The organism is Streptomyces sp. NPDC040610 (assembly GCF_055594065.1).
In genome coordinates this window covers 212,706-235,604 of record NZ_JBVIXA010000004.1, presented here as the reverse complement: position 1 = coordinate 235,604, position 22,899 = coordinate 212,706, and the positions used below count along the sequence as shown (strand labels likewise).

Below are 22,899 nucleotides of genomic sequence, written 5' to 3'. Positions count from 1 at the left end.
GCTTGGGCGCGTAGAACCCTGACGGGAGGCCCGGGCCCGGCCCGGCTCTCATGAGGCGTGCGGCGCAGGGCAGTTGGGGGGCTCGCACGCCGGCGGTGAGAGTGCCCGCGTGAACGCCTGGACGGGGGTCCCCGCGTTCATGAACGGATGCCAAGGGGGGCATCATGCAACCGGAAGGTCGCCTTTCGCTGTCCTACGGGAAGGTGGCCTGCCACTGATGCGTCCGCGAAGGTCGAGGGGGACCGGGCGGGCGGAGGACCGACGAACACGCGGGCGATCGCGTGCGGGGGGATGACTCATGACGTCGACGCCGACGGGGCAGGGCAGCAACGACCCGTCCCAGACGACCCAGCTGCGGGTCCTCTCGAACCGCACGGGCGGCTTCAGACGCATCAAGAAATCACTGCCGCGGTACGACTACGAGCACTACAGCCGACTTGCGGGGCCCCTCACCCAGCCGGACCCGGCGAAGCCGTACAAGGTCCAGTACCGCTCGCTGCTGTCCCAGGAACCGCACCGCCTGCGCGCCGCGCTGATGCTCGGCGCGGCCCCGCTGCTCTCCCTCGTCCTGCTCGCCTGGCTGCTGCAGCCCGAGCACTGGACGGAGCGCGACTATGTGGCGAACGACTGGCTGCCGGTGCTCGACGTTGTCATGCTCGTCTCGATCGGCCTGATCGAGTTCTTCCGCTGCATGAACGTCCTTTCGAACGCACACGCCACTCTCGTCGCCCGCGACCCGATCCCCGTGGTGCCCGAGAACGGCACCCGCGTCGCCTTCCTCACCTCGTTCGTGCCCGGCAAGGAGCCGATCGAAATGGTGACGAAGACCCTGGAAGCGGCGGTGAAATTGCGCCACCGCGGACTCCTGCACGTCTGGCTGCTCGACGAGGGCGACGACCCGGAGGTGAAGCAGGTCTGCGCGCGCCTGGGCGTGCACCACTTCTCCCGCAAGGGCATCGCCAAGTGGAACCAGGCCAAGGGCCCGCACCGCGCCAAGACCAAGCACGGCAACTACAACGCCTGGCTGGACGCGCACGGCGACGGCTACGACTACTTCGCCTCCGTCGACACCGACCACGTCCCGATGCCCAACTACCTGGAGCGGATGCTCGGCTTCTTCCGCGACCCGGACGTCGGCTTCGTCATCGGCCCGCAGGTCTACGGCAACTACGACACGTTCGTCACCAAGGCCGCCGAGTCCCAGCAGTTCCTCTTCCACGCCCTGATCCAGCGCGCGGGCAACGCCTACGGCTCCCCGATGTTCGTCGGCACCTCCAACGCCGTACGCATCAGCGCGCTGAAGCAGATCGGCGGTCTGTACGACTCGATCACCGAGGACATGGCGACGGGCTTCGAGATCCACCGCCACAAGAACCCGGCCACGGGCAAGAAGTGGAAGTCGGTCTACACCCCGGACGTGCTGGCCGTCGGCGAGGGCCCGAACGCCTGGACGGACTTCTTCACCCAGCAGCTCCGCTGGTCGCGCGGAACGTACGAGACCATCCTCAAGCAGTTCTGGAAGGCACCCTTCTCGCTGCCCCCGGGACGGCTCTTCAACTACACGATGATGGTCATCTTCTACCCGATGTCCGCGATGAACTGGATCCTCGCGGCCCTCAGCTGCGCGCTGTTCCTGGGCCTCGGCGCGTCCGGCGTGAACATCGACCCGACCATCTGGCTGATGCTGTACGGCAACGCGTCGGCGCTGCAGATCGGCCTGTACATCTGGAACCGCCGCCACAACGTCTCCCCGCACGAGCCCGAGGGCTCCGGGGGCATCGCGGGCATGGTGATGTCGGCGCTGTCCGCACCGATCTACGCGCGCTCCCTGATGGACGCGGTGCTGCGCCGCAAGTCCTCGTTCGTGGTGACGCCCAAGGGCGACTCGGCGAGCCCGGACACGCTGTTCGGCACGTTCCGCATCCACTTGTTCTTCATCCTGGTCTTCGCGGGGTCCATAGCCGCGGCGTACGTGTACGACCACGCGCATCCCGCGATGATCATCTGGGCCACGTTCGCGCTGCTCGTCACGGCCGCGCCGATCTTCGCCTGGCGGCACGGCATGCGGCAGGAGAAGAAGAAGGCCGCCGCTCCCGCCACGGGCCCCGCCGAGCCGCAGGTGCCCCAGCCCCGGCACGCGGCCCCGACCGTGCACGCGCCACAGCAGTACCCGCAGCCGTACCCGCAGCAGCACGCGCCCCAGCCGTACGCACCGCAGCAGTACGCACCGCACTCCGCGCCCCCGCACGCGCGTCCCGCGCCGCACGCACCGCAGCAGAAGCCCAGTTGGGCCTCGAATGACGAGACCATGCAGACCGCCCTCGGGAGCCACGAACAATGAAAGACCCGTCCAGCCGCCGCCGCGTCCGCCGGATCGCGATAGGTACGGCGGTGGTACTGGCCCTGGCCGGAATGAACGGCCCCTGGCTGTGGCGCGTGGGCTCCGAGAAGTACCACAACTACAAGATCAACCAGCCGGAGTACAAGGCCGCCAACGGCAAGTGGGAGGTCATCGACTTCCCGGAGGAGTACCGGCAGAACACGATCCACGCGTCGCTGCTGCACACCGGCAAGATCCTGATGGTGGCCGGGTCGGGCAACAACCAGAAGAACTTCGACGACAAGAAGTTCGACACCCGCCTGTGGGACCCGATCAAGAACACCATCAAGAAGATCCCGACGCCCGTCGACCTGTTCTGCACCGGCCACACCCAGCTCGCCGACGGCAAGCTCCTGATCGCGGGCGGCACCAAGCGCTACGAGAAGCTCAAGGGCGACGTCACCAAGGCCGGCGGCCTGATGATCGTGCACAACGAGAACCCGGACAAGCCGATCACGCTGCCCGCGGGCACCAAGTTCACCGGCAAGAAGAACGGCAAGACGTTCGTGTCGAAGGACCCGGTGGTCGTCGAGCGCGCGAAGAAGGTCTTCGACAAGCAGACCGGCGCGTTCCTGCGCAACGACCCGGGCCTCGGCCGCATCTACGTCGAGGCGCAGGCGAGCGGCGCGAAGTACGAGACCGGCACCCAGGACAACTACCGCGTGCAGGGCCTCAGCGGCGGCGACACCCGCAACACGTACGGCATCGCGCAGAAGCTCGCCCTGGACAAGAAGGACTTCCAGGGCATCAAGGACACCTTCGAGTTCGACCCGGTCGCCGAGAAGTACATCAAGGTCGACCCGATGAACGAGGCCCGCTGGTATCCCACGCTGACCACGCTCACCGACGGCAAGGTGCTCTCCCTCTCCGGCCTGGACGAGATCGGCCAGCTGGTGCCGGGCAAGAACGAGGTGTACGACCCCGAGACCAAGAAGTGGACGTACACCAAGGGCGTCCGGCAGTTCCCGACCTACCCGGCGATCTTCCAGATGGCCGACGGCAAGCTCTTCTACTCCGGCTCCAACGCGGGCTACGGCCCTGACGACGTCGGCCGCAAGCCGGGCATCTGGGACCTGGAGACCAACAAGTTCCAGAAGATCCCGGGCATGAGCGACCCGGACCTCCTGGAGACCTCCAACACCGTGGAACTGCCGCCCGCGCAGGACCAGCGGTACATGGTGGTCGGCGGCGGTGGCGTCGGCGAGTCCAAGGACTCCTCGCCGAAGACCCGGATCGTCGACCTGAAGGAGAAAGCCCCGCGGTTCCGCGACGGCCCGGAGCTGGAGAAGGGCACCCGCTATCCGCAGGCGTCCGTCCTGCCCGACGACTCCGTCCTCGTCTCCGGCGGCTCCGAGGACTACCGCGGGCGCGGCGCCTCCAACATCAAGCAGGCCCGGATCTACGACCCGACGTCCAACACCTTCGACAAGGTCGCCGACCCGCTCGTGGGCCGCAACTACCACTCGGGCTCGATCCTGCTGCCCGACGGCCGCGTGATGTTCTTCGGCTCGGACTCCCTGTACTCCGACAAGGGCAACACGAAGCCGGGCGTCTTCGAGCAGCGGGTGGAGATCTACACGCCGCCGTACCTGTACCACGGCTCCCAGCCCACCCTGGGCGAGGGCCCCAAGAAGATCGCGCGCGGCGGTTCCGGGACCTTCCCGACCCGGCACGCCTCGTCGATCAAGAAGGCCCGGCTGATCCGGCCGTCCGCCACGACCCACGTCACGGACATCGACCAGACGTCGATCGCCCTCGACATGAAGAAGACCGCGAAGGGTCTGACGGTCACCATCCCGAAGAACCGCAGCCTGGTCGAGTCCGGCTGGTACATGCTCTTTGTCACTGACGACAAGGGCACCCCCAGCAAGGCCCAGTGGGTGCACGTGCCGTGAGCTTGTAGCGGGGCCCCGTAAGGGGCTTTTAAGGGGCGCGGGGAACTGCGCGACCAGCCACAACAAAGCCGCAGACGCATCTGCTCAGTTACTCGGCAGATGCGTCTGCGGCTTTTCGCGCGCTGAGCGCGCAGTTCCCCGCGCCCCTTACGGGGCCCTACTTACTCGCCTTCGCCAGCGCGAGCGCGTACTCCGGGAACCACTGCCCGGCCTGCGGGCCACCGCGACACGTCCCGTCGGACTCCCCGGGCCGCTTGACCCATACATAGGCGTCGACGAGGTCATCACCGGTGTTGACGGTGGGAGCCTCACCGAGCGCCCGCCCGGGCGGGTTGCACCAAGGGTCCTTGCCCTTACCCGTATAGGGCCCGTTCCCATTGCGGCTCGTGTCGATGATGAACGGCTTCCCGCCGACCTTCGAGGACAGCGTCTTGCCGTAGGCCTTGCTGGCGTCCGTGGTCTGGAAGTTGGAGACGTTCACGGAGAACCCGTCGGCCAGCTCGACGCCCGAGCGCTTCAAGGGGTCGTGCAGCGAGTCGGGCTGCGACCACCCCGCGTTGCCCGCGTCGAGATAGACCTTCGTGTTCTTCAGGGACTTGAGCTTGGTGACGGCACCCTTGAGGAGGTCGTAGCGCTCCTCGTGGAACTGCTCGGGCGTGCACTTGTCGACCATGTGGAGGACCGCGTCCGGCTCCAGGACGACCGTGGCGTGCCGGTCGCCGATGCCCTTGGCCACGCCGTCGATCCACGCGCGGTAGGCGTTGCCGTCGGCGGCGCCGCCCTTGGAGAACTGGCCGCAGTCGCGGTGCGGGATGTTGTAGAGGACGAGGAGGGCGTCCCGGTCGGCCTTCTCGGCGGCCTCCGTGTACCCACGGGCCTCCTCCTCGGGCTTCTCCGGGCCGATCCACTCGCCGACGGGCTGCTCGGCGATCTTGCGGATCTGCTCGGCGTCGTCCTTCTTGCCGTCCTTGTCGTACGCGGCGACCTGCTTGGCGGCGGTCCCCTCGGGGTTGACCCAGAACGGGTCCTTGCCCTTGGGCTGTTGGCTGACGCCGTTGCCGGAGCCCTCCTCGTCCTTGCCGTCACCGTCCGACGAGCACCCGGAAAGCAGCAGCGCGGCCCCCGCGAGCGCCACTGTCACCGACACCCCCCTGGCCGCGTAGCCCCGCGCGCGACCTGTGATTTTGCGGTACATCCACTCCCCCTAGGGTGCACAGTCCGGTGCTCAATCCTGACATAACTGGGTGCGGCCCACGAGGTCCGACCGCCTCGACGACACACCTGTAGGAGACCTGTTACAGCCCGCCGAACCGGGGTAGGCGAGGGGCCGTGGGGGGCGGGCAAGAAGGGGAGCGTCATGCTGGACCGCACCTCTGCGCACAGGCTGGCGCAGGCCCTGGTGGAGGCCGCCGACACCACCGCCGACGACTTCGACGCGCAGCGCCATCTGCGCCGCGTCTGCCAGCACTGCGCCGAACTCCTCGGGGTTCTCGCCGCGGGCGTGATGTACGCCGACGCCGGCAGCACCGTCCGCCTCGCCGTCAGCGACAAGGGCGGTGAGCTGGCCCGGGACCTCCTCGAAGCACAGGCGGTGGACGGCCCCTGCCTGGAGTCCTACGGCACCGGCTGCCCCGTGCCGCCCGTCCGGCTCACCTCGGCCGACGCGCTCGCCCGCTGGCCCGGCTTCACGGAACGGGCCCGCGCGCGAGGCGTGGAAGCCACGTTCGCGGTGCCGCTGCGGGCCCGCAAGCGGGTGCTCGGCGCGCTGAACGTCTTCGTGGCACCGGCGCCGAACGGGAACCGGCCCCACGTCCGTCCGCAAGAGGGCGAAGAGGACAGCGCGTTGGTGCTCGCGCAGGCGCTCGCCGACGCCGCCGGAGTCGGGTTGCACAACCACCGCGCGTACGCCGAGTACCGCGACCTCTCCCGGCAGTTGCAGGCCGCCCTGACCAGCCGCATCCGCATCGAGCAGGCCAAGGGGATACTGGCCGAGCGCTGGCGGACCGGCCTCGACGTGGCGTTCGAGGCGCTGCGGCGGCACGCGCGCCGGGAGCGCCTGGTGATGGACGTGGTCGCCGGAATGGTGATCGAAGGCGCCCTGGACGACGCGACATTGCTCGGCGGGGACTCGTAACGCAGCGGAGCGCGAGGAGGACTTGGCGTCAAAAGCCCTCTAGGCCACGGGCGTCTTCCGTTCTAGAGTCTGTCCTACGGCCCAAGCCCCCGGCCGGAGTTGCCTTATTCCACACCGTTGGGACCAGCCACACCGTTGGGACCATCCAAGGCCTCCCGTGCCGGCGCCGGGTTTCTCCCGCAGCTCGAGCGCGCGCGGTCGAGGACCAGCCCGGTCGACGACTCCGGGGGGAGCGGGTCGTTGGCCGGGCCAGGTTGTGTCCGCGCCGCCGCGCGCCGGGGCGTGCGCCGTGCACACGAGTCCGCACGTCAGGGGCGCGAGGACTGGTTGACAGTGTCCATGACCACCTGGGACTCTCCGGGCGACAAGTCCATACATCGAGGCGACGGTTGCCAGGAACCCGGTGCGACTCCGGGACGGTCCCGCCACTGTTACCCCGCGCGAGCCACCGCTCGCCCGCGCGCGGAAGTCAGGAACTGACCCGTCGTCCTCCTGCCATGGGGCGTGGAAACCCCAGAAGGAGGCCCACCGACATGTCCGTCACGTCTGCGCACAGCGCACCACACAGCGACACGGCGGCGATACAGTCCGCGACGATCGAGACCCGCGACTGGCTGATCGCCGCGGCCGCGGCGATCGTCGCACTGATCGCCCTGTACGCCGTCTTCATGGACAACGGCTCGCTGATCTCGGCGACCGGCGACTACCTGCACGAGTTCGCTCACGACGGCCGGCACCTCTTCGGTGCTCCCTGCCACTGATCGGGGCCGCACGCACCATGCCGACGTCCCCGAATTCCCCGAACTCTCCCACCGCTCCCGGCACTTCCCCCGATCCCTCTCCCGATCCCTCCCCCGACTCCTCCCCCGACCTCTCCGGCGAACCCCCCAAGTCGCCCGGGACCACTGATACATCCGCGCCCCCCGACACCTCCCGCGCCCCCGCCCGCGCCCGGACCGGCGGCTCCCCCGTGCTGCCGCTGCTCGGTCGCGGGATGGTCGCCGGAGCGCTCGGCGGGCTCGCCGCGGGACTGTTCTCGCTGCTGCTCGCCGAGCCCCTGATGGACAAGGCGATCCGCGCCGAGGAGGCCCGTTCGCACGAGCACGAGCCCGCGGGTGGCGCCGTCCAGCACCACGAGGAGCTGTTCTCGCGCTCCACCCAGCACGCGGGCCTGGTGATCGCGCTGGTCGTGGCGGGGCTCGCGATCGGCGTGCTGTTCGCCGTCGCGTACGCGCTCGTGCACCGGCGTGATCCGCGGGGCAACCCGTGGCCGCGCGCCCTCGCGTTCTGCGCGGCCGCGTTCTGCGCCGTGTCGCTGTTCCCCGCGCTGCGCTATCCGGCGGCCCCGCCCGGGGTCGGCGACGCGGGCACGGTGGGCGACCGGCAGGAGATGTGGCTGGGCGCGGTCGTCCTCGGCGTGCTCGGCATGTTCCTGGTGTGGCAGGTGTACGTACGCCTCGCCGCGCGCCCCGTACCGGTGCGGCAGTGTGCGGCCGCCGTGACGGCGGTGGCGGTCCTCGCGCTCCTGTGGGCGCTGCCCGACAACCCCGATCCGGTCCCGGTCAGCGCGACCCTGCTGTGGGACTTCCGGATGCTGTCCCTGGCGTCGCACGTGCTGCTGTGGGCGGTGTTCGCGGGTGTGTTCGGCGGCCTCGGGCTGCGCGCCCTGCGGACGAAGGAGCCGGTCACGGCCGGTGCGGCGGGCTACGGCTCGGCGGCGCCGGTGAGCTAGCGGTTATGGCATCGCGGTCGCGGTGAGCCGACTGTTTCGGCCTCGCGGCCGCGGTGAGCCGACGGCTACGGCTTCGCGGCCCCCGTGAGGTAGGCGGACACGACCACGTTGGCCGAGTACGTGCGGCTCGCGCGGTCGAAGGTGCCGCCGCAGGTGATCAGGCGCAGTTCGGCCCGGCCCTCCTCACGGGGGCCGTAGGCCGTGCGCGCGCTGAAGTCGTCGCGGCCGAGGACCTGCACGTCGTCCACCGTGAACTCGGCGACGGAACCGTCGTCCCTGGTCACGCGCACCTTCTCGCCGGGGCGCAGGGCGCTGAGGTGGTAGAAGACGGCGGGCTTGGACTCGGTGTCGACATGCCCCACGAACAGGGACGTGCCGCGGGCGCCGGGGCGCACCCCGCCCCCGTACCAGCCCACGACACCCGGCTGCGCGAACGACGGCGGGTCGATGGCGCCCTCCGCGTCCAGGCCGCGGGCGACGACGGGGGCGCGGACGCCGAGGCCCGGTACGTCGACGCGCTGCGGGCGGGCGGCGGCCAGCGGCTCGTGCGGGGGCGGCAGGTCGACCCCGGCGGGGCGGCCGACGGCGGCGACGTCGCCCGTCGTCGGGTCGGAGAGGCCGCCGCGCACATCGGTGATCTCGTTGCCCCACAGCCACAGGCCGACGAGCAGGAACGCCCAGGCCACGCCCATGACGAGACGGCTCGTGCCGGGCGGGTGCGGGGCGGCGTCCGGGTCCGGGCCCGTCACGGCGTCACTCCGGTCGGCGGCGGACGCTGCGCAGCGCCACGGCGACGGCCGCCACACCCGCGAGGACCAGGCCGATGACGGCGTGCCGGGTGCCGGGGCCCGCCTCCTCGGCCTCGGCCGCGGCTGCGGTGAGGGAGGCGGTGCCGCCGCCTCCGGCGCGGACCGGGGCACTCGGGGTCCGGGCCGCGCCCTTGACCTGGACGGTGCCCACGCCCTGGTGCGGGTGTCCGTCACAGGTGACGGTGATCTCGTACGTGCCGGACACACCCGTGCGGATGCGGGTCGTCCCGGACAGTGTGTTCCCCTTGCCGTCCCGGCCGGTCAGCTCGGCGTCCCGGGTGAACGCCCCGGAGCCCGCCGCGCCGGTGGTGCCGTCGCACCCCTTCACCCGTACGTCGACCCGGGCACCCGGGGTGACGTTCGCCGGGGTGACCTGGGCTTTCACCTGATCCTGGTCATGCGCGGTCGCCGGCGGGGGCGCCCACACGGCGACGAGGACGGCGGCGCCGACGCCACGCACGGCGAGCGAACATATACCCATCGTGAACCTCCTGTACCAGCAGGTTCCCGCCCTCCCCGGTGCCCCGCACCCCCGACACACCCGTCCGAGGGCCGGGGGGAGCCCCGTAAGGGGCGCGGGGAACTGCGCGCTCAGCCCAGAAAAAGCCGCAGACGCATCTGCCGGGTGACGTGGCAGACGCGTCTGCGGCTTGTACGTGGCTGGTCGCGCAGTTCCCCGCGCCCCTTACGGGGGCTCCCTAGACCCTGTCGACCAGGTCGGCGATCGAGTCGACCACGTTCGACGGGCGGAACGGGTGCCGGTCGATGTCGGCGCGGGTCGTCAGCCCGGTGAGGACCAGGAAGGTCTCCATTCCGGCTTCCAGTCCGGCGAGGACATCCGTGTCCATGCGGTCCCCGATCATCGCGCTCGTCTCGGAATGCGCCCCGATCGCGTTCAGCCCCGTCCGCATCATCAGCGGATTCGGCTTGCCCGCGAAGTACGGCTGCTTGCCGGTGGCCTTGGTGATGAGGGCGGCGACGGCGCCGGTGGCGGGCAGCGGGCCCTCCGTGGAGGGCCCGGTCTCGTCCGGGTTGGTGCAGATGAAGCGGGCGCCGCCGTTGATGAGCCGGACGGCCTTGGTCATGGCCTCGAAGCTGTAGGTGCGAGTCTCGCCGAGGACCACGTAGTCGGGGGCGTGGTCGGTGAGGACGTACCCGATGTCGTGCAGGGCGGTGGTGAGTCCGGCCTCGCCGATGACGTACGCGGTGCCGCCGGGCCGCTGGTCGTCGAGGAACTTGGCGGTGGCGAGCGCGGAGGTCCAGATGTTGTCCACGGGGACGTCGAGGCCCATGCGGTTGAGCCGGGCCTGGAGGTCACGGGCGGTGTAGATGGAGTTGTTGGTGAGGACCAGGAACGGCTTGCCCGAGTCGCGCAGCTTCTTGATGAACGCGTCGGCGCCGGGGATCGGCACGCCTTCGTGGATGAGCACGCCGTCCATGTCGGTGAGCCACGATTCGATGGGCTTGCGCTCTGCCATGGGGTGCACTCCTGCGGTCTGCGCGAACTGATGCTGCTGGGGGCGCCGGGACGACAGTGTGCCGACGCCCCCAGCCTAATCACGATGCGCTGATCTTCACCCCGTCGATCACCCAGAACCAGTTGTTGCCCCCGGTGTAGCGGAAGTGGACCTGAGCGGTCCGGACGCCCGCCGGGACCTGGAGCCGCAGCGACTCGACGACGGAGGGGGTGTCGGCGGCGTACGTCTTCACGACGACGGGCGCCCCGCCGTCGTAGGAGACGAGCACCTGACCCTGCTGCGGCGCCTCGTGGCGGTAGAAGGTCGTGTACATGAGGGTGGCGGCGGCCCCGCCCCGCACCTCGTACGCGGGACTGATCAGGGTCGAGTCGAAGGTGCCGGTGACGGCCTTGTCGGACCACTCGTCGCCGTCGGCGACGGCGAAGACGTTCCGGGCGCGGATGTTGAGTTCGCGCTGCTGGTCGCGCTGGGTCTTGGTCCAGAACTCGTCGGTCGTGAACGACCAGCCGCGCCACTCGGTGACCCCGCCGCCGCCCATCCGGGAGTTGTCGACGGACCAGCCGCTCGGCGGGGTGTGCGTGAAGCCGATGACGCCCGCGCCGACGCCGGTCTCGTCGACGGGCGGCTTGAGCGTGGCGCGCAGCGCGTCGAAGTCGTCCGGGGACGGCTGCTGTATCGGGCGGCCGTCCAGGCCCCAGGCCGGGTCGATCGGGACGCCCAGGTGCGCGAGGGCGCTGGCGGCGACGTCGGGCATCCGCACGTCGTGCCGCACCGACCCGGCGGCCGTACCGCCGCCGCGCGCGATGAGGAAAGTCTGCCGCTCGGCCCAGCTGGACCCGCCGTGACCGCCCGCGTCGGTGTGGCCGTGGTCGGCGGTGATCATGATCAGCCAGTCCTCGGCGCCGTACGAGGGACGGGAGGCGACGGCGGCGAGCAGCTGCCCGACCTGGCCGTCGGCGGTGCGGACGGCGTCCAGGTACGCCTGGCTCGCGGCGCCGTCGCTGTGCCCGGCGTGGTCGATGTTGTCGAGCTGCACGAACACGGCGTCCGGGTCGGTGTCGCGCAGTCTCGCGACGGCCCGCGCGGTGGTGCCGGTGTCGTACTCGGCTGCCGGAGTGGAGACCCGGGCGTCGACCTTCGGCGAGAAGATCGTGTCGGTGATGGGCGCCCAGGAGGACACGGCGTAGGTGTTCAGGGACGGCTTCGCGGCCTCGGCCCGGGTCATGAAGTCCGGGTAGCGGGCCAGGTCGTGGCCGGTGAAGTCGTTGTTGAGGACCTTGTGCTTGTCGGGCCAGACACCGGTGAGGAGCGTCGACCAGCCGGGGCCCGACGAGGTGGGCGCGAGGGGGCTCGCGTAGAGGGCGCTGGGGGCGGTGAGCCCGTCGGCCATCAGGGACTTGAGGGTGGGCGCGGCGGCGTCCTTGATGCGGTTCAGGAGCGCGCCGTCGAGCCCGATGATCAGGATCTTGGGCTTGCGCGCGGCGGCTCGGGCGGCGGCGAGGGGTCCTGCGGTGACGGCGAGGGCGGCGCCGAGGGAGGCGGCGGAGACGAGGAGCGAGCGGCGGGACGGGCCGTGGGACACGGTTCCTCCGGGGGGAGTTGGCTGGAGCGGGGCGTGCGGGCACACCGACGCCCCTGGCGGTGCAGGGGCGTTGGTCCGGGCTCGTTGCCGTCGGAGGCGACGGCGAGGGTGCTCAGCTGCCGGTGGCCGACTTCCATTCCTCCACGTACGACTTGAGGTTCTTGGAGATGTCGTCCCAGTCCGGCTCGAAGACCTCGACGCCGTCCATGAGCTTGTCGAGGGCGATGGCGTTGGCGTCGGTGGCCTTGACGTCCTTGCGGGCGGCGAAGCCACCGCCGATCTCGCTGACCTGCGCCTGCGCGGTGCGGCTGAGCAGGTAGTCGAGGAACTTCTTGGCGTTGGCGCTGTGCGGCGCCTTGTTCACCAGACCGGCCGCGTACGGCAGCGCGAAGGTGGTGGGCTTCTTGCCCTTCTTCGCCGGGAACCAGATGCCGAGGTTCGGCATGTCCTTGGACTGCGCGTAGTTCATCTGGACGTCGCCGTTGGCGACGAGCAGTTCGCCCTTGTCGACCTTGGGGGCGAGCTTGCCGGTGGAGGCGGACGGGCCGACGTTGTTGGACTGGAGCTTCTCCAGGTACTTCATGGCGGGTTCCTTGCCGCCGAAGTCGTGCATCGCCTTGATGAGGACGGCGGTCCCGTCGCCCGCGACGCCGGGCGTGGAGTACTGGAGCTTGTTCTTGTACGTGCCGTCCGTCAGCTCGTCCCAGGTCTTGGGGGCCTTGGCGCCACCCAGTTCCTTCTTGTTGTGGATGAACCCGAAGTAGTTGTTCACGACGGAGGTCCACTTGCCGTCGGACGCCTTGTTGGCGCCGTCGACCTGCTCGGACCCCTTGGGCTCGTACGTCTGGAGCAGGCCCTTCTCGTCGGCCTGCTGGATGAACGGCGGCAGCGTGACGAGGACGTCGGCCTGGGTGTTGGACTTCTCACGGACGGCGCGCTGCACCATCTCGCCGGAGCCGCCCTCGACGTACTTGACCTTGATGCCGGTCTTCTTCTCGAAGTCCTTGAAGACCTTGTCGTACCAGCCGTCGCCGTTCTCGCCCTTGAGGCCGTCGGCGCTGTAGACGGTGACGACCTTGGCGTCGGAGGCGGCGGAGTTCCCGCCGCAGGCGGTGAGGGTGCCGGCGAGGACGAGGCAGCCGGACAGGGCGGCGAGCGTGCGGACGGGGACGCGGGGGTGGCGGAACATGACGTGTCGTACTCCTAACGAGTCACAACGGAACACAGGGGAAGGGGAGTTGGGGGGGTGGGGGGTGGTCAGCGGTAGGAGGCCTTCGTGCGGACCCTCGACACGGCGAACAGGACGAGCAGCGTCGCCGTCATGAGGACCACGGCCAGGGCGGCGCCGGTGAAGGTGGCGCCGCGGTCGGTGGCGGCGTAGATCCGCACGGGCAGCGGGGTCCAGTCCGGCGGGTAGAGCATCATCGTGGCGCTCAGCTCGCCCATGGACAGGGCGAAGCAGAGCCCGGCGGCGGCGGTCAGGGACGGCAGCAGCAGGGGCAGTTTCACCCGCCACAGGACGTACGCGGGCCGGGCGCCCAGGGACGCCGCGGCCTGCTCGTACGCCGGGTCGAGACGCACGATGGCGGCCGCGACCGACTGGTAGGCGAACGCCGTGACAAGAATGGCGTGCGCGAGGACGACGATCGTGGACGTGCCGTTGAGGATCATCGGCGGCTTGCTGAAGGCGACGAGGACCGCGAGGCCCACGACCACCGACGGCACGGCGACGGGCAGCATGAACAGGGTGTCGAGGGTCCGCCCGCACAGCCGGGACAGCCGTGACGTGCCCTCCCCGCACCCCTTCAGCGCGGCGGCGGCGAGCGCGGCCCAGGTGCCCGCGGCGAGCGCGACGATGCTGGCGCCGAGGGCGGTGAGCAGGCTGGTGGTGAGGGCCTGGAGGGATTCGCCGCGGGTGGCGGCCGAGTAGTGCTCGCCGGTGAAGCCGGACGGGAACGCCCCCGACCAGTGCCCGGCGAACGACGCCGCGACGATCACGAGCAGCGGCAGCGCGAACAGCGGCAGGAACAGCACGAAGAAGAGGGCCCAGGTCGCCCACTTGCCCTTGCGGCTATGCACCAGCACGACGGCTCACCACCCGGTAGAGGCCGTACAGGCCCACGGAGATCGCGATGTTGACGACGGCGACGACGCAGGCCGCCGGGTAGTCGGACTCCAGCATCGCCTTGCTGTAGACGAGCATCGGCAGCGTCGTGACGTCCTTCGCCCCGGTGAAGAGCACGATCCCGAACTCGTTCAGGCACATCACCAGGACGAGGCTGCCGCCGGCGGCGAGCGCGGGCAGCGCCTCCGGCAGGATGACCTGCCGTACGACCCGCAGGGGCCGCGCGCCCAGCGAGGAGGCGACCTCCAGCTGGGCCGTGTCGATCGCCGAGAACGCGGCGAGCAGCGGCCGCATCACGAACGGCGTGAAGTACGTGATCTCGGCGAGCAGCACGCCCCACGGCGTCGTCAGGAACTGGAAGGGACCGTCCCCGCCCGCCCCCGTGGCATCCGTCCACAGCCCGTTGGCCATGCCCTTGGTGCCGTAGATGAACAGCAGCGCGAGCGTGATCAGGAAGGACGGGAAGGACAGGAACACATCGATGAACTTGGCGACGGCCTTCCCCCCGGGGAAGGGCACGAAGGCAATGACCAGCGCGAGCGCGAACCCCAGCACCAGACACCCGACGGTGGCCCCCACGGCCAGCCACACCGTCGTCCCGAGCGCCTCCCGGAACGACTCGGACGCGAACACGTCGGAGTACGGCTGCAGCGAGGTCCCACCCGTGTCGGGCTGCACGGACTGCTGCACGACGAGGGCGAGGGGATAGAGAAAGACGAGCCCGAGCAGGGCGACGGGCGGCAGGGCCCAGACGAACGCCGGAACCCTCCATCCCCGCTGTGGGCAATCGTCCCGCAGGGCGGGACGGGTGGGCACAGCCCCAGGCCGACGGCCACCGTCCATCAGGCGCTCAGCTGGACTACCCATCGGTCACCCCTGCGGCCAGCAGCACAGCGTCCTCCGGCGCGAAGTGCAAGGTGACTTCACCGCCCAGAACGGGCGGCTCCCGAAGCTCCCGCACATCGGCCTTCACGGAGTGACCCCCCACATCGACGAACACCCGATGCGTAGCGCCCCGCCACTGCACCTCGGAAACCTTCCCGGCAAGCGAGTTGGGCCCGGGCCCGAGCCCGACCAGATGCGGCCGCACACACAAGGTCGCCGAAACCCCCGAGGCCACCTCCCCGGTGTCGACCTTCAACTCGGCCCCGCCCAGGGAGACCGAGCCCTCCCCCACAGAGACCGGCAGGAGGTTCGCGTTGCCCACGAACGAAGCCGTGAACTCGTTCCGAGGCTTCCGGTAGAGCTCCTGCGGAGTCCCGCAGTCCTGCAGCCGGGCCCGGTCCATGACGGCGATCCGATCGGCGAGGGTGAGCGCCTCGACCTGGTCATGGGTGACGTACAGAATCGAGACGTCGGGCAACTCCCGGTGCAGCCGGGCGAGTTCGGCGAGCATTCCGGACCGGAGCTGCGCGTCGAGCGCGGACAGCGGCTCGTCGAGCAGCAGCACCCCGGGCCGGATGGCGAGAGCCCGGGCGATGGCGACGCGCTGCTGCTGCCCTCCGGACAGCTCCCGGGGATAGCGCTTGGCGTAGGCGCCCATGCCGGTCAGTTCGAGCGCGTCGGCGACCCGCCCGGGGATCTCGGCCCGCGAGACCTTCTGCGCCTTGAGGCCGAAGGCCACGTTGTCCTCGACCCGCATGTGCGGGAACAGCGCGTACTGCTGGACGACCATGCCGATGCCGCGCCGGTGCGGCGGCAGCGAGGTGACGTCGCGGTCGCCGATGAGCACCCGCCCGGACGCGGGCCGCACGAACCCGGCGACGGCACGCAGCGCGGTGGTCTTGCCGGAGCCGGAGGGCCCGAGCAGCGCCATGACCTCGCCGGGCTCGACGGTGAGGTCCAGCCCGTCCAGGACGACGTTCCCGCCGTACGCGACCGAGACGGAGTCGAAGCGTATGCCGCTGCTCATCGGCCGGAACCCCGGAGCAGCGCGGGCAGTTCGGCGACGGAGCCGAGGACGTGGGTGGCTCCGGCGTCGGTGAGGGCCGCCGCGTCGTGGGCTCCGGTGAGCACCCCGGCGACGACCGAGGCCCCGGACCGTACGCCGCTGCGCATGTCGTACGCGGTGTCACCGGCGACGGCGATCTCGCGGACGTCGTCGGCGGCGCCGGTGCGCAGGAACGCGGCGAGGACCATGTCGGGGTAGGGGCGCCCGCGGCCGCCCGCGTCGGCGGGGCACAGGGTGAGGGCGACCAGGTCGCGCCAGCCGAGTGCCGCGAGGATGGCGTCCTGGGTGACGCGGGCGAAGCCGGTGCTCAGGACGACGGTCAGGCCGTCGGCCCGCAGCTCCTCGATGGCTTCGCGCGCCCCGGGGATCGGGGCGATGCGGCCGCCGTCGACGAGCTGCCCGTACGCCTTCTCGAAGGCCACGTTCGCCCGCTGCGCGAGCGCCTCGTCGCCGAACAGGTGCCGGAAGACGGAGATCTTGGACTCGCCCATGGTGGCGCGGACGTACTCCAGTTTCGCGGCGTGGTCGGCGGAGCCCTCCTCGACGCCGAGTTCGCGCGCGGCGGCGGCGAAGGCCTGCTCGACCAGGCCGCCGTCGGCGACGGTGGTGCCCGCCATGTCGAGCACCACGAGTCGGACGTTCTCGTACGCGGTCAATTCCGTCACCATCCCAGCTCGTCGGCGGTCTTCTCGGCGATGGCGGGCGAGCAGGTCATGCCGCGCCCGCCGGGCCCGGTGACCAGCACGACGCCGCCCCGCACCTGCTCGCGGTGGACGACCCGGCTGGTGTCGACGCACTGCGCGTACACCCCGGCCCAGCGCCGCTGGATCTTCGGCAGCGGGCGCCCCAGGAAGCCCTCGACGACCTCGGTGAGGTGGTCGTAGGGGTCTTCGAGGGTGTCGAAGGCGAAGGGGTGTTCGTACTCGTGGGTGTCGCCGATGGTCAGGCCGCCGTCGGCGCGCTGCACCATCAGGAGCTGCATCTTGTGGGCGGCGGCGGTCGGCGCCTGGGCCTGCCCGGCGTTGAGGGCGTCCAGCTCCGGTGACTTGTACGCCGGGTAGTAGCGGAAGCTGTCGGCGTCGGCGACGGACGTGGTGAGGGGCTCGCCGAGCGGGGCGGTCTGCATCATCTGGAGGCGGACGCGGCGCACCGGCAGCTCCGGCGCCAGCTCCCGCACGAGCCCGCCGAGCCAGGCGCCGGTGCACAGCACCACGACGTCGCCGCGGTGCACGTCGCCGTGGTCGTCGCGCACGGCGCCCGCACCCACGACCTCACGGACCTCGCGGCCGGGCAGGAAGGTGTAGCGGGGCGACTTGAGCAGCTCCGCGCGCAGGTGCAGCTGGGCGGTGCGCGGCTCGACGGCGGCGTCCCGCTCGCACCACAGGGCGGCGGTGAACTCGCCGCGCAGGGCCGGGTTGAGCGCGCGGGCCTCGGCGGCGCCGAGCAGCTTGTAGCCGCGGGCCGCCGCGTCGGGGCGGGCGAGCGCGGCTTCGGCGACGGCCCGCTCGCGCTCGTTGCGTACGAGGGTCAGCGAGCCGATGGCCCGGAAGCCGAGGCCCGGGACCCGGGCGCCGATGTCCTCCCACAGCTCACGGGCGCGCAGCGCGGTGTCGAGCTCCTCCCCGCCCGCGCGGCCGCTGACCCATATCTGCCCGAAGTTGCGGAGCGACGCCCCGCGGGCCTCGCTCTCGCGCTCGATCTGTACGACCTCGTGGCCGCGCTCCACTGCGTGCCAGGCGTGCATGGTTCCCACCACGCCGGCTCCTACGACGATGACTCTCACGACGGCAACGCTCCTGTCGACGGGTGACCCGGCGGGGGCCGGTTGGCAACGGGACGGTGAACGGCCCATCAAGCTTGGACTAGACCCGTTACCGTTCCGTAATCATGAGGGGTCAACTGGCGTACGGGAAGGGGCGGTTCGGCCGGTTTTCGGCCCCGCGCGCCGCCGGAGTGTGCCGCCGGGCAGGGTCAGCCCTCGCTGGCCAGGTGCGTCGTGAAGGAGAAGCGGTCGCCCCGGTAGAGGGTGCGCACGCGCTCCAGGGGGCGGCCCTCGGTGTCGCGCGAGACGCGGTGGATCAGGAGCATCGGCAGCGCGGGCGGCGTGCCGATGAGCAGCGCCTCGCGCGGGGTGGCGAGCACCGTCTCGATGCGTTCGTCGGCGTCGCCGAAGGGGATGCCGAGCCGTTCGCGCAGGTAGGCGTAGAAGGACGAGTCGGGTTCGAAGTCCTGGTCCAGGCGCGGCACCCGCTCCACGGAGACGTACGTGGACTCCAGGCCCACCCGCTCCTCGTCCGCGAGCAGCACCCGCTCCATGTGCCAGACGGGCTCGCCGACCGGGACCCCTATGTCGGCGGCGAGCACGGCCGGGCACGGGAAGCGGTCGAGGGAGATGAGGCTGCGTCCGGGGGTGCGGCCCTGCCTGCGGACGCCCTCGGTGTAGCTGGCGAGCGACAGGGGCTGTTCCAGCTTGGGCCCGGCGACGACGGTGCCGCGGCCCTGGCGGCGCAGACGGCCCTCAAGGAGCAGTTCGCGCAGCGCCTGCCGCACGGTCTCGCGCGCGACCTCGTACCGCTCGGCCAGGTCCCGCTCGGTCGGCAGCGCCTGCCCGTCGCCCAACTCGTCGATCAGCTCCGCGATGCGGGCCTTGACGGCGTAGTACTTCGGGATGCGGCCGTGCTCGGGGATGCCGGAGCGGATCGGGGCTCCGGGAGCCTGGTCGCGCAGGTGGTCGGGCGGGGCGGCGTTGGGCTTGTCCACGGGCAGATGTTCGCACGTCGCGGGGGTGGGGGTGGGCGGGCGTGCCTCGCGTGGGGGCGGCGGGGGCACGGCCGGTTGTTCACGGCGGGACGCGGGGGGGGCATGGCGGGGACGCGGCGGGACGGGGTGCGGAGAAGGCCGGGCCCGTGCCGCCGGGTGGTGCTTCGGCTGGGGCGGCACGGACACGGCCTTTTCGGAGGCGGCGGGACGGCTGTGTCAGCGCCCTCTGGCCCGAAGGCGCCGAGATCCCACCACAAGGGCCACGCCGCCGAGGAGGAGGGCAGCGGCAGTGACCCCGAGCCCGGGCAGACGTCCCGGGCCGGTCTTCGCGAGTTCGCCGGGGGACTCGGCGGCCGGGCCGCCCGCCCCGACGATGTCGAACACGTAGTCGTTGGAGGCGCCCACCCAGTCCCCGTCGTCGTCGCGGCGCCGCACCACGGCGGCGCTCGCCACGACCCCGCCGGGCGCCGCGTCGGAGGTGAAGGCGAGCCGGAGGCCGACGGTGCGGGTGCCGCCGGGGGCGAGGGTGAGGCCGGGGCCCGCGTCGGGCCCGGCGCCGCCGAGGACGCCGATGGTCTCGTCCCGGTCCGTCCGCTCGAACCGCACCGGCCGCCGCCGCGCCCCGTCGTCGTACTCCAACTGGATCTGACGGGGCTTCAGGGACTTGGCGCCGTCGACGAGCACGATGACGGGATGGACGTTTCCGCAGGTGTCGTCCGTGGTGTTGGTCAGCTCCAGGGACCACTCGCGAAAGCCGCCGCCGCGCTCGTACGTGGCGGGGCCGCCGCTGATGCGGGTGCTGATCGGGAACCCGTCCCCGGCTCCCTTCGCGCAGGTGGGCCGCAGTGCGCCCGGGCCGCCCTCGCGCGACGGGTCACCGGCGGCCGCCGCCTCGGCCCCGGCGGGCACGAGGGTGACGGCGGCGGCGACGCCTGCCGCGAGAGAACTGCGAAGTCGCATGGGGAGCCCTTGCTGGCGGCCGGGGCGCGGGGACGCCGGGGACGGCCGAACTGACGGCGGAACAGCGCCCGTTGAGCTGCCCGGAAAGCGGCCGGGCGGCAACGGGTCGCGGCCCAGACCCTGCCACGCGCGCGCGACCCCGCACCCGTCCCACCGCCGTCGGCGACCCGTTCGGCTGGCCGATTCCCCCCTAACAGCCGATTCTTCGTCAAGTCCGATTGGCGGGAAAGGCGGCACTCGCCCGGCCGAACAGCGGGGCGAGGACGAGCTGCGCGGCGCCCTCCGCGACGCCCCGGTCACCGCCGGGCGCGACCCGCACCCCGACGGCCGCCCGGGCGCCCTCGCGCCGGGCCCGCTCGGCGACGACGGCACCCACACCCCGTACGAACAACTCCTCGGCGGCGCCGACGGTCCGCCCGCCGAGCAGCACGAGGTCGATGTCGAGCAGCGCGACCAGGTTGCCCGCGGCGGTCCCGAGCACGCGCGCGGCCTCGTCGAGGTCACCCCGCGCGACGGCGGCCAGGCACAGCGCCTCCACACACCCCCGGTCCCCGCACTCACAGACCGGCCCGTCCAGTTGCACCACCTGATGCCCGAACTCCCCGGCCCCGGTCCGCGCCCCCCGGTACAGCCCCCCGCCCAGCACGAGCCCGGCCCCGAGCCCGGTCCCCAAGTGCAGATAGGCGAACGACTCGGCGGCCCCGCCCAACGCGAGCCCGAGCGCGGCGGCATTGGTGTCCTTGTCCACCACCACGGGCAACCCCAGCCGCCGCGCCAGCACATCCCGCAACGGATACCCGTCCCACTCGGGAAACCCGGTGACGCGGTGCAACACCCCGGATGCGTGGTCGAGGGGCCCGGGCAGGGCGACACCCACCCCGAGGACGACCGCCCCCGCCGCCTCCGCGCCGGTCGGCGCCGCGCCGACCAGCGCGGCAACCGCGCCCGCGGCAACCTCCACCACGGCATCGACCCCACCGGCGAAGTCCAGCCCGGCCCGCCGCTCGGCGACGACGACCCCGGTCAGGTCGACCAGCACGGCCACCAGGGAGTCCCGCTCAAGGTGCACCCCCACCGCGTACCCCGCCCCGGGAACGAGCCGCAGCAGCGTCTGCGGCTTGCCCCCGGTGGAAGCCCGACGCCCCGCGTCGGCCACCAGCCCCTCCCCCCGCAGCCGAGCGACGATCTTGCTGACGGCCTGCGGCGTGAGCCCGGTCCGAGCGGCGAGCTCAAGCCGACCGACACCCCCGCCCCCACCGCCGGAGGCACCCCGCAGCAGGTCAAGGACCAGCGCCGCATTGTGCCCGCGCAGCGCCCGCAGATTCGCCCCGCCGCCGAACGCGGCCTCGTTCTCCCTGTTCACACCCCCATTGTGGGCCTCGCTTGCACTTTGGCAACAGCGTTGCCAAAGTAGAGGGCATGACTCAAGGCACGAACGACCTCCGCGTCGGCCTGATCGGCTACGGCCTCGCGGGCTCCGTCTTCCACGCCCCCCTGATCGCCGCGACCGAGGGCCTGGCCCTGGACACGGTCGTCACGTCGAACGCCGAGCGGCAGGCGCAGGCGCGCGCCGAGTTCGGCGCGGACCTGCGCTGCGCGGCGGACGCCGAAGAGCTGTGGGCCCGGGCGGACGAGCTCGACCTGATCGTCGTCGCGTCGCCGAACAAGACGCACGTTCCGCTCGCGACCGCCGCGCTCAAGGCGGGCCTGCCGGTCGTCGTGGACAAGCCGCTGGCGGGCACCGCGGCCGAGGCCCGCGACCTGGCGGCCCTCGCGGACGAGCGCGGCCTGCTGCTCTCGGTGTTCCAGAACCGCCGCTGGGACAACGACTTCCGCACGCTGCGCAAGCTGCTCGCCGAGGGCGGCCTCGGCGACGTCCAGCGCTTCGAGTCCCGCTTCGAGCGCTGGCGCCCGCAGCCCAAGGGCGGCTGGCGCGAGTCCGGCGACCCCGAGGAGATCGGTGGCCTGCTGTACGACCTGGGGAGCCATGTGGTCGACCAGGCCCTGGTCCTGTTCGGCCCGGCGGCGGCGGTGTACGCGGAGGCGGACGTGCGCAGGCCGGGCGCGCGGGCCGACGACGACACGTTCATCGCCGTGACGCACGCGGGCGGCGTCCGCTCGCACCTGTACGTGAGCGCGACGACGGCCCAGCTCGGCCCGCGCTTCCGGGTGCTCGGCTCGGCGGCGGGCTATGTGAAGTACGGCCTCGACCCGCAGGAGGCCGCGCTGCGCGAGGGCAGGCGGCCGACGGACGAGGACCCGTGGGGCGTGGAGCCGGAGGCCCTGTGGGGCAAGGTCGGCTCGGGCGAGTCCCCACTGACCGGCGGCGGCCGCCCCGAGCCCACGCTGCCGGGCGACTACCCCGCGTACTACGCCGCCGTGGCCGCCGCGCTGCGCGGCGAAGGCGACAACCCGGTCACCGCACAGGAGGCCGCGGCGACCCTCGACGTCCTGGAGGCCGCGCGCCGCTCGGCCCGCGAGGGCGTGGCGGTGACGCTGTGACGACGCGGCCCACGACACCGGCCCCGGCCGCCCCCGCCATCGCCGAACTGGAGGAGCAGGAACGCTGCCTGACGCTCCGTCGCTTCTCGTACGACGACGCCTGGGCGCTCGGCTCGCTCCTGGTGGAGATGGCGCGCGAGCGCGAGGCGCCGGTCGCCATCGACATCCGGCGCGGCGGCCAGCAGCTGTTCCACGCCGCGCTGCCCGGCTCGACGCCCGACAACGACGCGTGGATCGACCGCAAGCGCCGCGTCGTCGAGCGGTACGGCTGCTCGTCGTACCTGGTGGGCAGCAGGTTCCGCGCCAAGGGCACGACGTTCGAGGAGTCCTCGCGCCTCGACCCCGACCGGTACGCGGCGCACGGCGGCGCCTTCCCGATCGCGGTCGAGGGCGCGGGCGTCATCGGCACGGTGGTCGTCTCGGGCCTCCCCCAGGTCGCGGATCACGCGCTGGTGGTGGCGGCCCTGGAGCGCTTCACGGCGTCCTGACGACCCGTACGGACCGGGGGGGGGGGGGGGGGGGGGGGGGGGGGGGGGGGGGGGGGGGAGGGGGGGGGGGGAGGGGGGGGGGGGAGGGGGGGGGGGCTGGGGA

21 protein-coding genes and 1 riboswitch are annotated in these 22,899 nt (G+C 71.8%); of the genes, 7 read left to right on the top strand and 14 right to left on the bottom strand.

Annotated features, from left to right (window positions below; all coding sequences use genetic code 11):
* Positions 1 to 298: 298 nt before the first annotated feature.
* Both ACZ6AA_RS16975 and glxA read left to right on the top strand, forming a co-directional pair.
* The gene (locus tag ACZ6AA_RS16975) at positions 299 to 2,341 is read left to right on the top strand and encodes a glycosyltransferase family 2 protein (protein WP_468483250.1); all 2,043 of its coding nucleotides are present in this window, start codon (positions 299 to 301) and stop codon (positions 2,339 to 2,341) included.
* The gene (glxA, locus tag ACZ6AA_RS16970; RefSeq protein ID WP_471458653.1) at positions 2,338 to 4,275 is read left to right on the top strand and encodes a radical copper oxidase GlxA; all 1,938 of its coding nucleotides are present in this window, start codon (positions 2,338 to 2,340) and stop codon (positions 4,273 to 4,275) included. The genes ACZ6AA_RS16975 and glxA overlap by 4 nt, the downstream gene beginning before the upstream one ends.
* Positions 4,276 to 4,432: 157 nt before the next feature.
* Here the strand turns inward: glxA and ACZ6AA_RS16965 are convergent, their stop codons facing one another.
* Positions 4,433 to 5,470, bottom strand: coding sequence for a glycoside hydrolase family 6 protein (locus ACZ6AA_RS16965; protein WP_468483249.1), 1,038 nt, complete (start codon positions 5,468 to 5,470; stop codon positions 4,433 to 4,435).
* A 162-nt stretch (positions 5,471 to 5,632) separates the two neighbouring features.
* On the opposite strand from ACZ6AA_RS16965, the gene ACZ6AA_RS16960 reads away from it, so the two are divergent.
* The 3 genes from ACZ6AA_RS16960 (at position 5,633) to ACZ6AA_RS16950 (ending at position 8,141) form a co-directional block, all read left to right on the top strand.
* Positions 5,633 to 6,409, top strand: coding sequence for an ANTAR domain-containing protein (locus tag ACZ6AA_RS16960; RefSeq protein WP_468449928.1), 777 nt, complete (start codon positions 5,633 to 5,635; stop codon positions 6,407 to 6,409).
* A gap of 349 nt (positions 6,410 to 6,758) precedes the next feature.
* Positions 6,759 to 6,908: riboswitch (cobalamin riboswitch) on the top strand.
* Between the two features lie 34 nt (positions 6,909 to 6,942).
* Positions 6,943 to 7,170 (top strand): CbtB domain-containing protein, encoded by a 228-nt coding sequence (locus ACZ6AA_RS16955; RefSeq protein WP_030358276.1) that lies wholly within the window; start codon positions 6,943 to 6,945, stop codon positions 7,168 to 7,170.
* A 233-nt stretch (positions 7,171 to 7,403) separates the two neighbouring features.
* Positions 7,404 to 8,141 carry a CbtA family protein gene (locus ACZ6AA_RS16950; RefSeq protein ID WP_471458652.1) on the top strand — a complete coding sequence of 246 codons (738 nt, stop codon included), beginning with the start codon at positions 7,404 to 7,406 and terminating at the stop codon, positions 8,139 to 8,141.
* 65 nt (positions 8,142 to 8,206) lie between these two features.
* On the opposite strand, the gene ACZ6AA_RS16945 is transcribed toward ACZ6AA_RS16950, so the two are convergent.
* From ACZ6AA_RS16945 to ACZ6AA_RS16885, 13 genes are all read right to left on the bottom strand, one after another.
* Complete coding sequence (locus ACZ6AA_RS16945) at positions 8,207 to 8,833, bottom strand: class F sortase (RefSeq protein WP_468450234.1); 627 nt, start codon at positions 8,831 to 8,833, stop codon at positions 8,207 to 8,209.
* Between the two features lie 61 nt (positions 8,834 to 8,894).
* Positions 8,895 to 9,431, bottom strand: a complete 537-nt coding sequence (locus ACZ6AA_RS16940; RefSeq protein ID WP_471458651.1) for a hypothetical protein — start codon at positions 9,429 to 9,431, stop codon at positions 8,895 to 8,897.
* A 217-nt stretch (positions 9,432 to 9,648) separates the two neighbouring features.
* Positions 9,649 to 10,428: an HAD-IIA family hydrolase gene (locus tag ACZ6AA_RS16935; RefSeq protein WP_190113904.1), complete on the bottom strand. Its 780-nt coding sequence runs from the start codon at positions 10,426 to 10,428 to the stop codon at positions 9,649 to 9,651.
* A gap of 79 nt (positions 10,429 to 10,507) precedes the next feature.
* Entirely contained in the window at positions 10,508 to 12,010 is a 1,503-nt protein-coding gene (locus ACZ6AA_RS16930) for an alkaline phosphatase family protein (RefSeq protein WP_471458650.1), read from the bottom strand.
* Between the two features lie 112 nt (positions 12,011 to 12,122).
* On the bottom strand, positions 12,123 to 13,199 hold the full coding sequence (locus ACZ6AA_RS16925) for a 2-aminoethylphosphonate ABC transporter substrate-binding protein (RefSeq protein WP_471458649.1): 1,077 nt from the start codon (positions 13,197 to 13,199) through the stop codon (positions 12,123 to 12,125).
* Positions 13,200 to 13,267: 68 nt separating this feature from the next.
* Positions 13,268 to 14,095 (bottom strand): ABC transporter permease, encoded by an 828-nt coding sequence (locus ACZ6AA_RS16920; protein ID WP_471458647.1) that lies wholly within the window; start codon positions 14,093 to 14,095, stop codon positions 13,268 to 13,270.
* Positions 14,082 to 14,978 carry a 2-aminoethylphosphonate ABC transporter permease subunit gene (locus ACZ6AA_RS16915; protein WP_468450236.1) on the bottom strand — a complete coding sequence of 299 codons (897 nt, stop codon included), beginning with the start codon at positions 14,976 to 14,978 and terminating at the stop codon, positions 14,082 to 14,084. The genes ACZ6AA_RS16920 and ACZ6AA_RS16915 overlap by 14 nt, the downstream gene beginning before the upstream one ends.
* 16 nt (positions 14,979 to 14,994) lie before the next feature.
* Positions 14,995 to 16,047, bottom strand: a complete 1,053-nt coding sequence (locus ACZ6AA_RS16910) for an ABC transporter ATP-binding protein (RefSeq protein WP_468449934.1) — start codon at positions 16,045 to 16,047, stop codon at positions 14,995 to 14,997.
* The gene (locus ACZ6AA_RS16905) at positions 16,044 to 16,754 is read right to left on the bottom strand and encodes a phosphonatase-like hydrolase (RefSeq protein WP_468483244.1); all 711 of its coding nucleotides are present in this window, start codon (positions 16,752 to 16,754) and stop codon (positions 16,044 to 16,046) included. Before ACZ6AA_RS16905 ends, ACZ6AA_RS16910 begins: the two co-directional genes overlap by 4 nt.
* On the bottom strand, positions 16,748 to 17,869 hold the full coding sequence (locus ACZ6AA_RS16900) for a TIGR03364 family FAD-dependent oxidoreductase (protein ID WP_468449936.1): 1,122 nt from the start codon (positions 17,867 to 17,869) through the stop codon (positions 16,748 to 16,750). The genes ACZ6AA_RS16905 and ACZ6AA_RS16900 overlap by 7 nt, the downstream gene beginning before the upstream one ends.
* 188 nt (positions 17,870 to 18,057) lie before the next feature.
* Positions 18,058 to 18,846: a GntR family transcriptional regulator gene (locus tag ACZ6AA_RS16895; protein ID WP_471458645.1), complete on the bottom strand. Its 789-nt coding sequence runs from the start codon at positions 18,844 to 18,846 to the stop codon at positions 18,058 to 18,060.
* A 216-nt stretch (positions 18,847 to 19,062) separates the two neighbouring features.
* Positions 19,063 to 19,806 (bottom strand): hypothetical protein, encoded by a 744-nt coding sequence (locus ACZ6AA_RS16890; protein ID WP_468449938.1) that lies wholly within the window; start codon positions 19,804 to 19,806, stop codon positions 19,063 to 19,065.
* 208 nt (positions 19,807 to 20,014) lie between these two features.
* Positions 20,015 to 21,169: an ROK family transcriptional regulator gene (locus tag ACZ6AA_RS16885; protein WP_468483243.1), complete on the bottom strand. Its 1,155-nt coding sequence runs from the start codon at positions 21,167 to 21,169 to the stop codon at positions 20,015 to 20,017.
* A gap of 56 nt (positions 21,170 to 21,225) precedes the next feature.
* Between ACZ6AA_RS16885 and ACZ6AA_RS16880 the strand changes: the two genes are divergently transcribed.
* Together ACZ6AA_RS16880 and ACZ6AA_RS16875 are read left to right on the top strand one after the other, a co-directional pair.
* The gene (locus ACZ6AA_RS16880) at positions 21,226 to 22,308 is read left to right on the top strand and encodes a Gfo/Idh/MocA family oxidoreductase (RefSeq protein ID WP_471458642.1); all 1,083 of its coding nucleotides are present in this window, start codon (positions 21,226 to 21,228) and stop codon (positions 22,306 to 22,308) included.
* Positions 22,305 to 22,796: a heme-degrading domain-containing protein gene (locus ACZ6AA_RS16875; RefSeq protein WP_471458640.1), complete on the top strand. Its 492-nt coding sequence runs from the start codon at positions 22,305 to 22,307 to the stop codon at positions 22,794 to 22,796. The genes ACZ6AA_RS16880 and ACZ6AA_RS16875 overlap by 4 nt, the downstream gene beginning before the upstream one ends.
* Positions 22,797 to 22,899 lie beyond the last annotated feature (103 nt).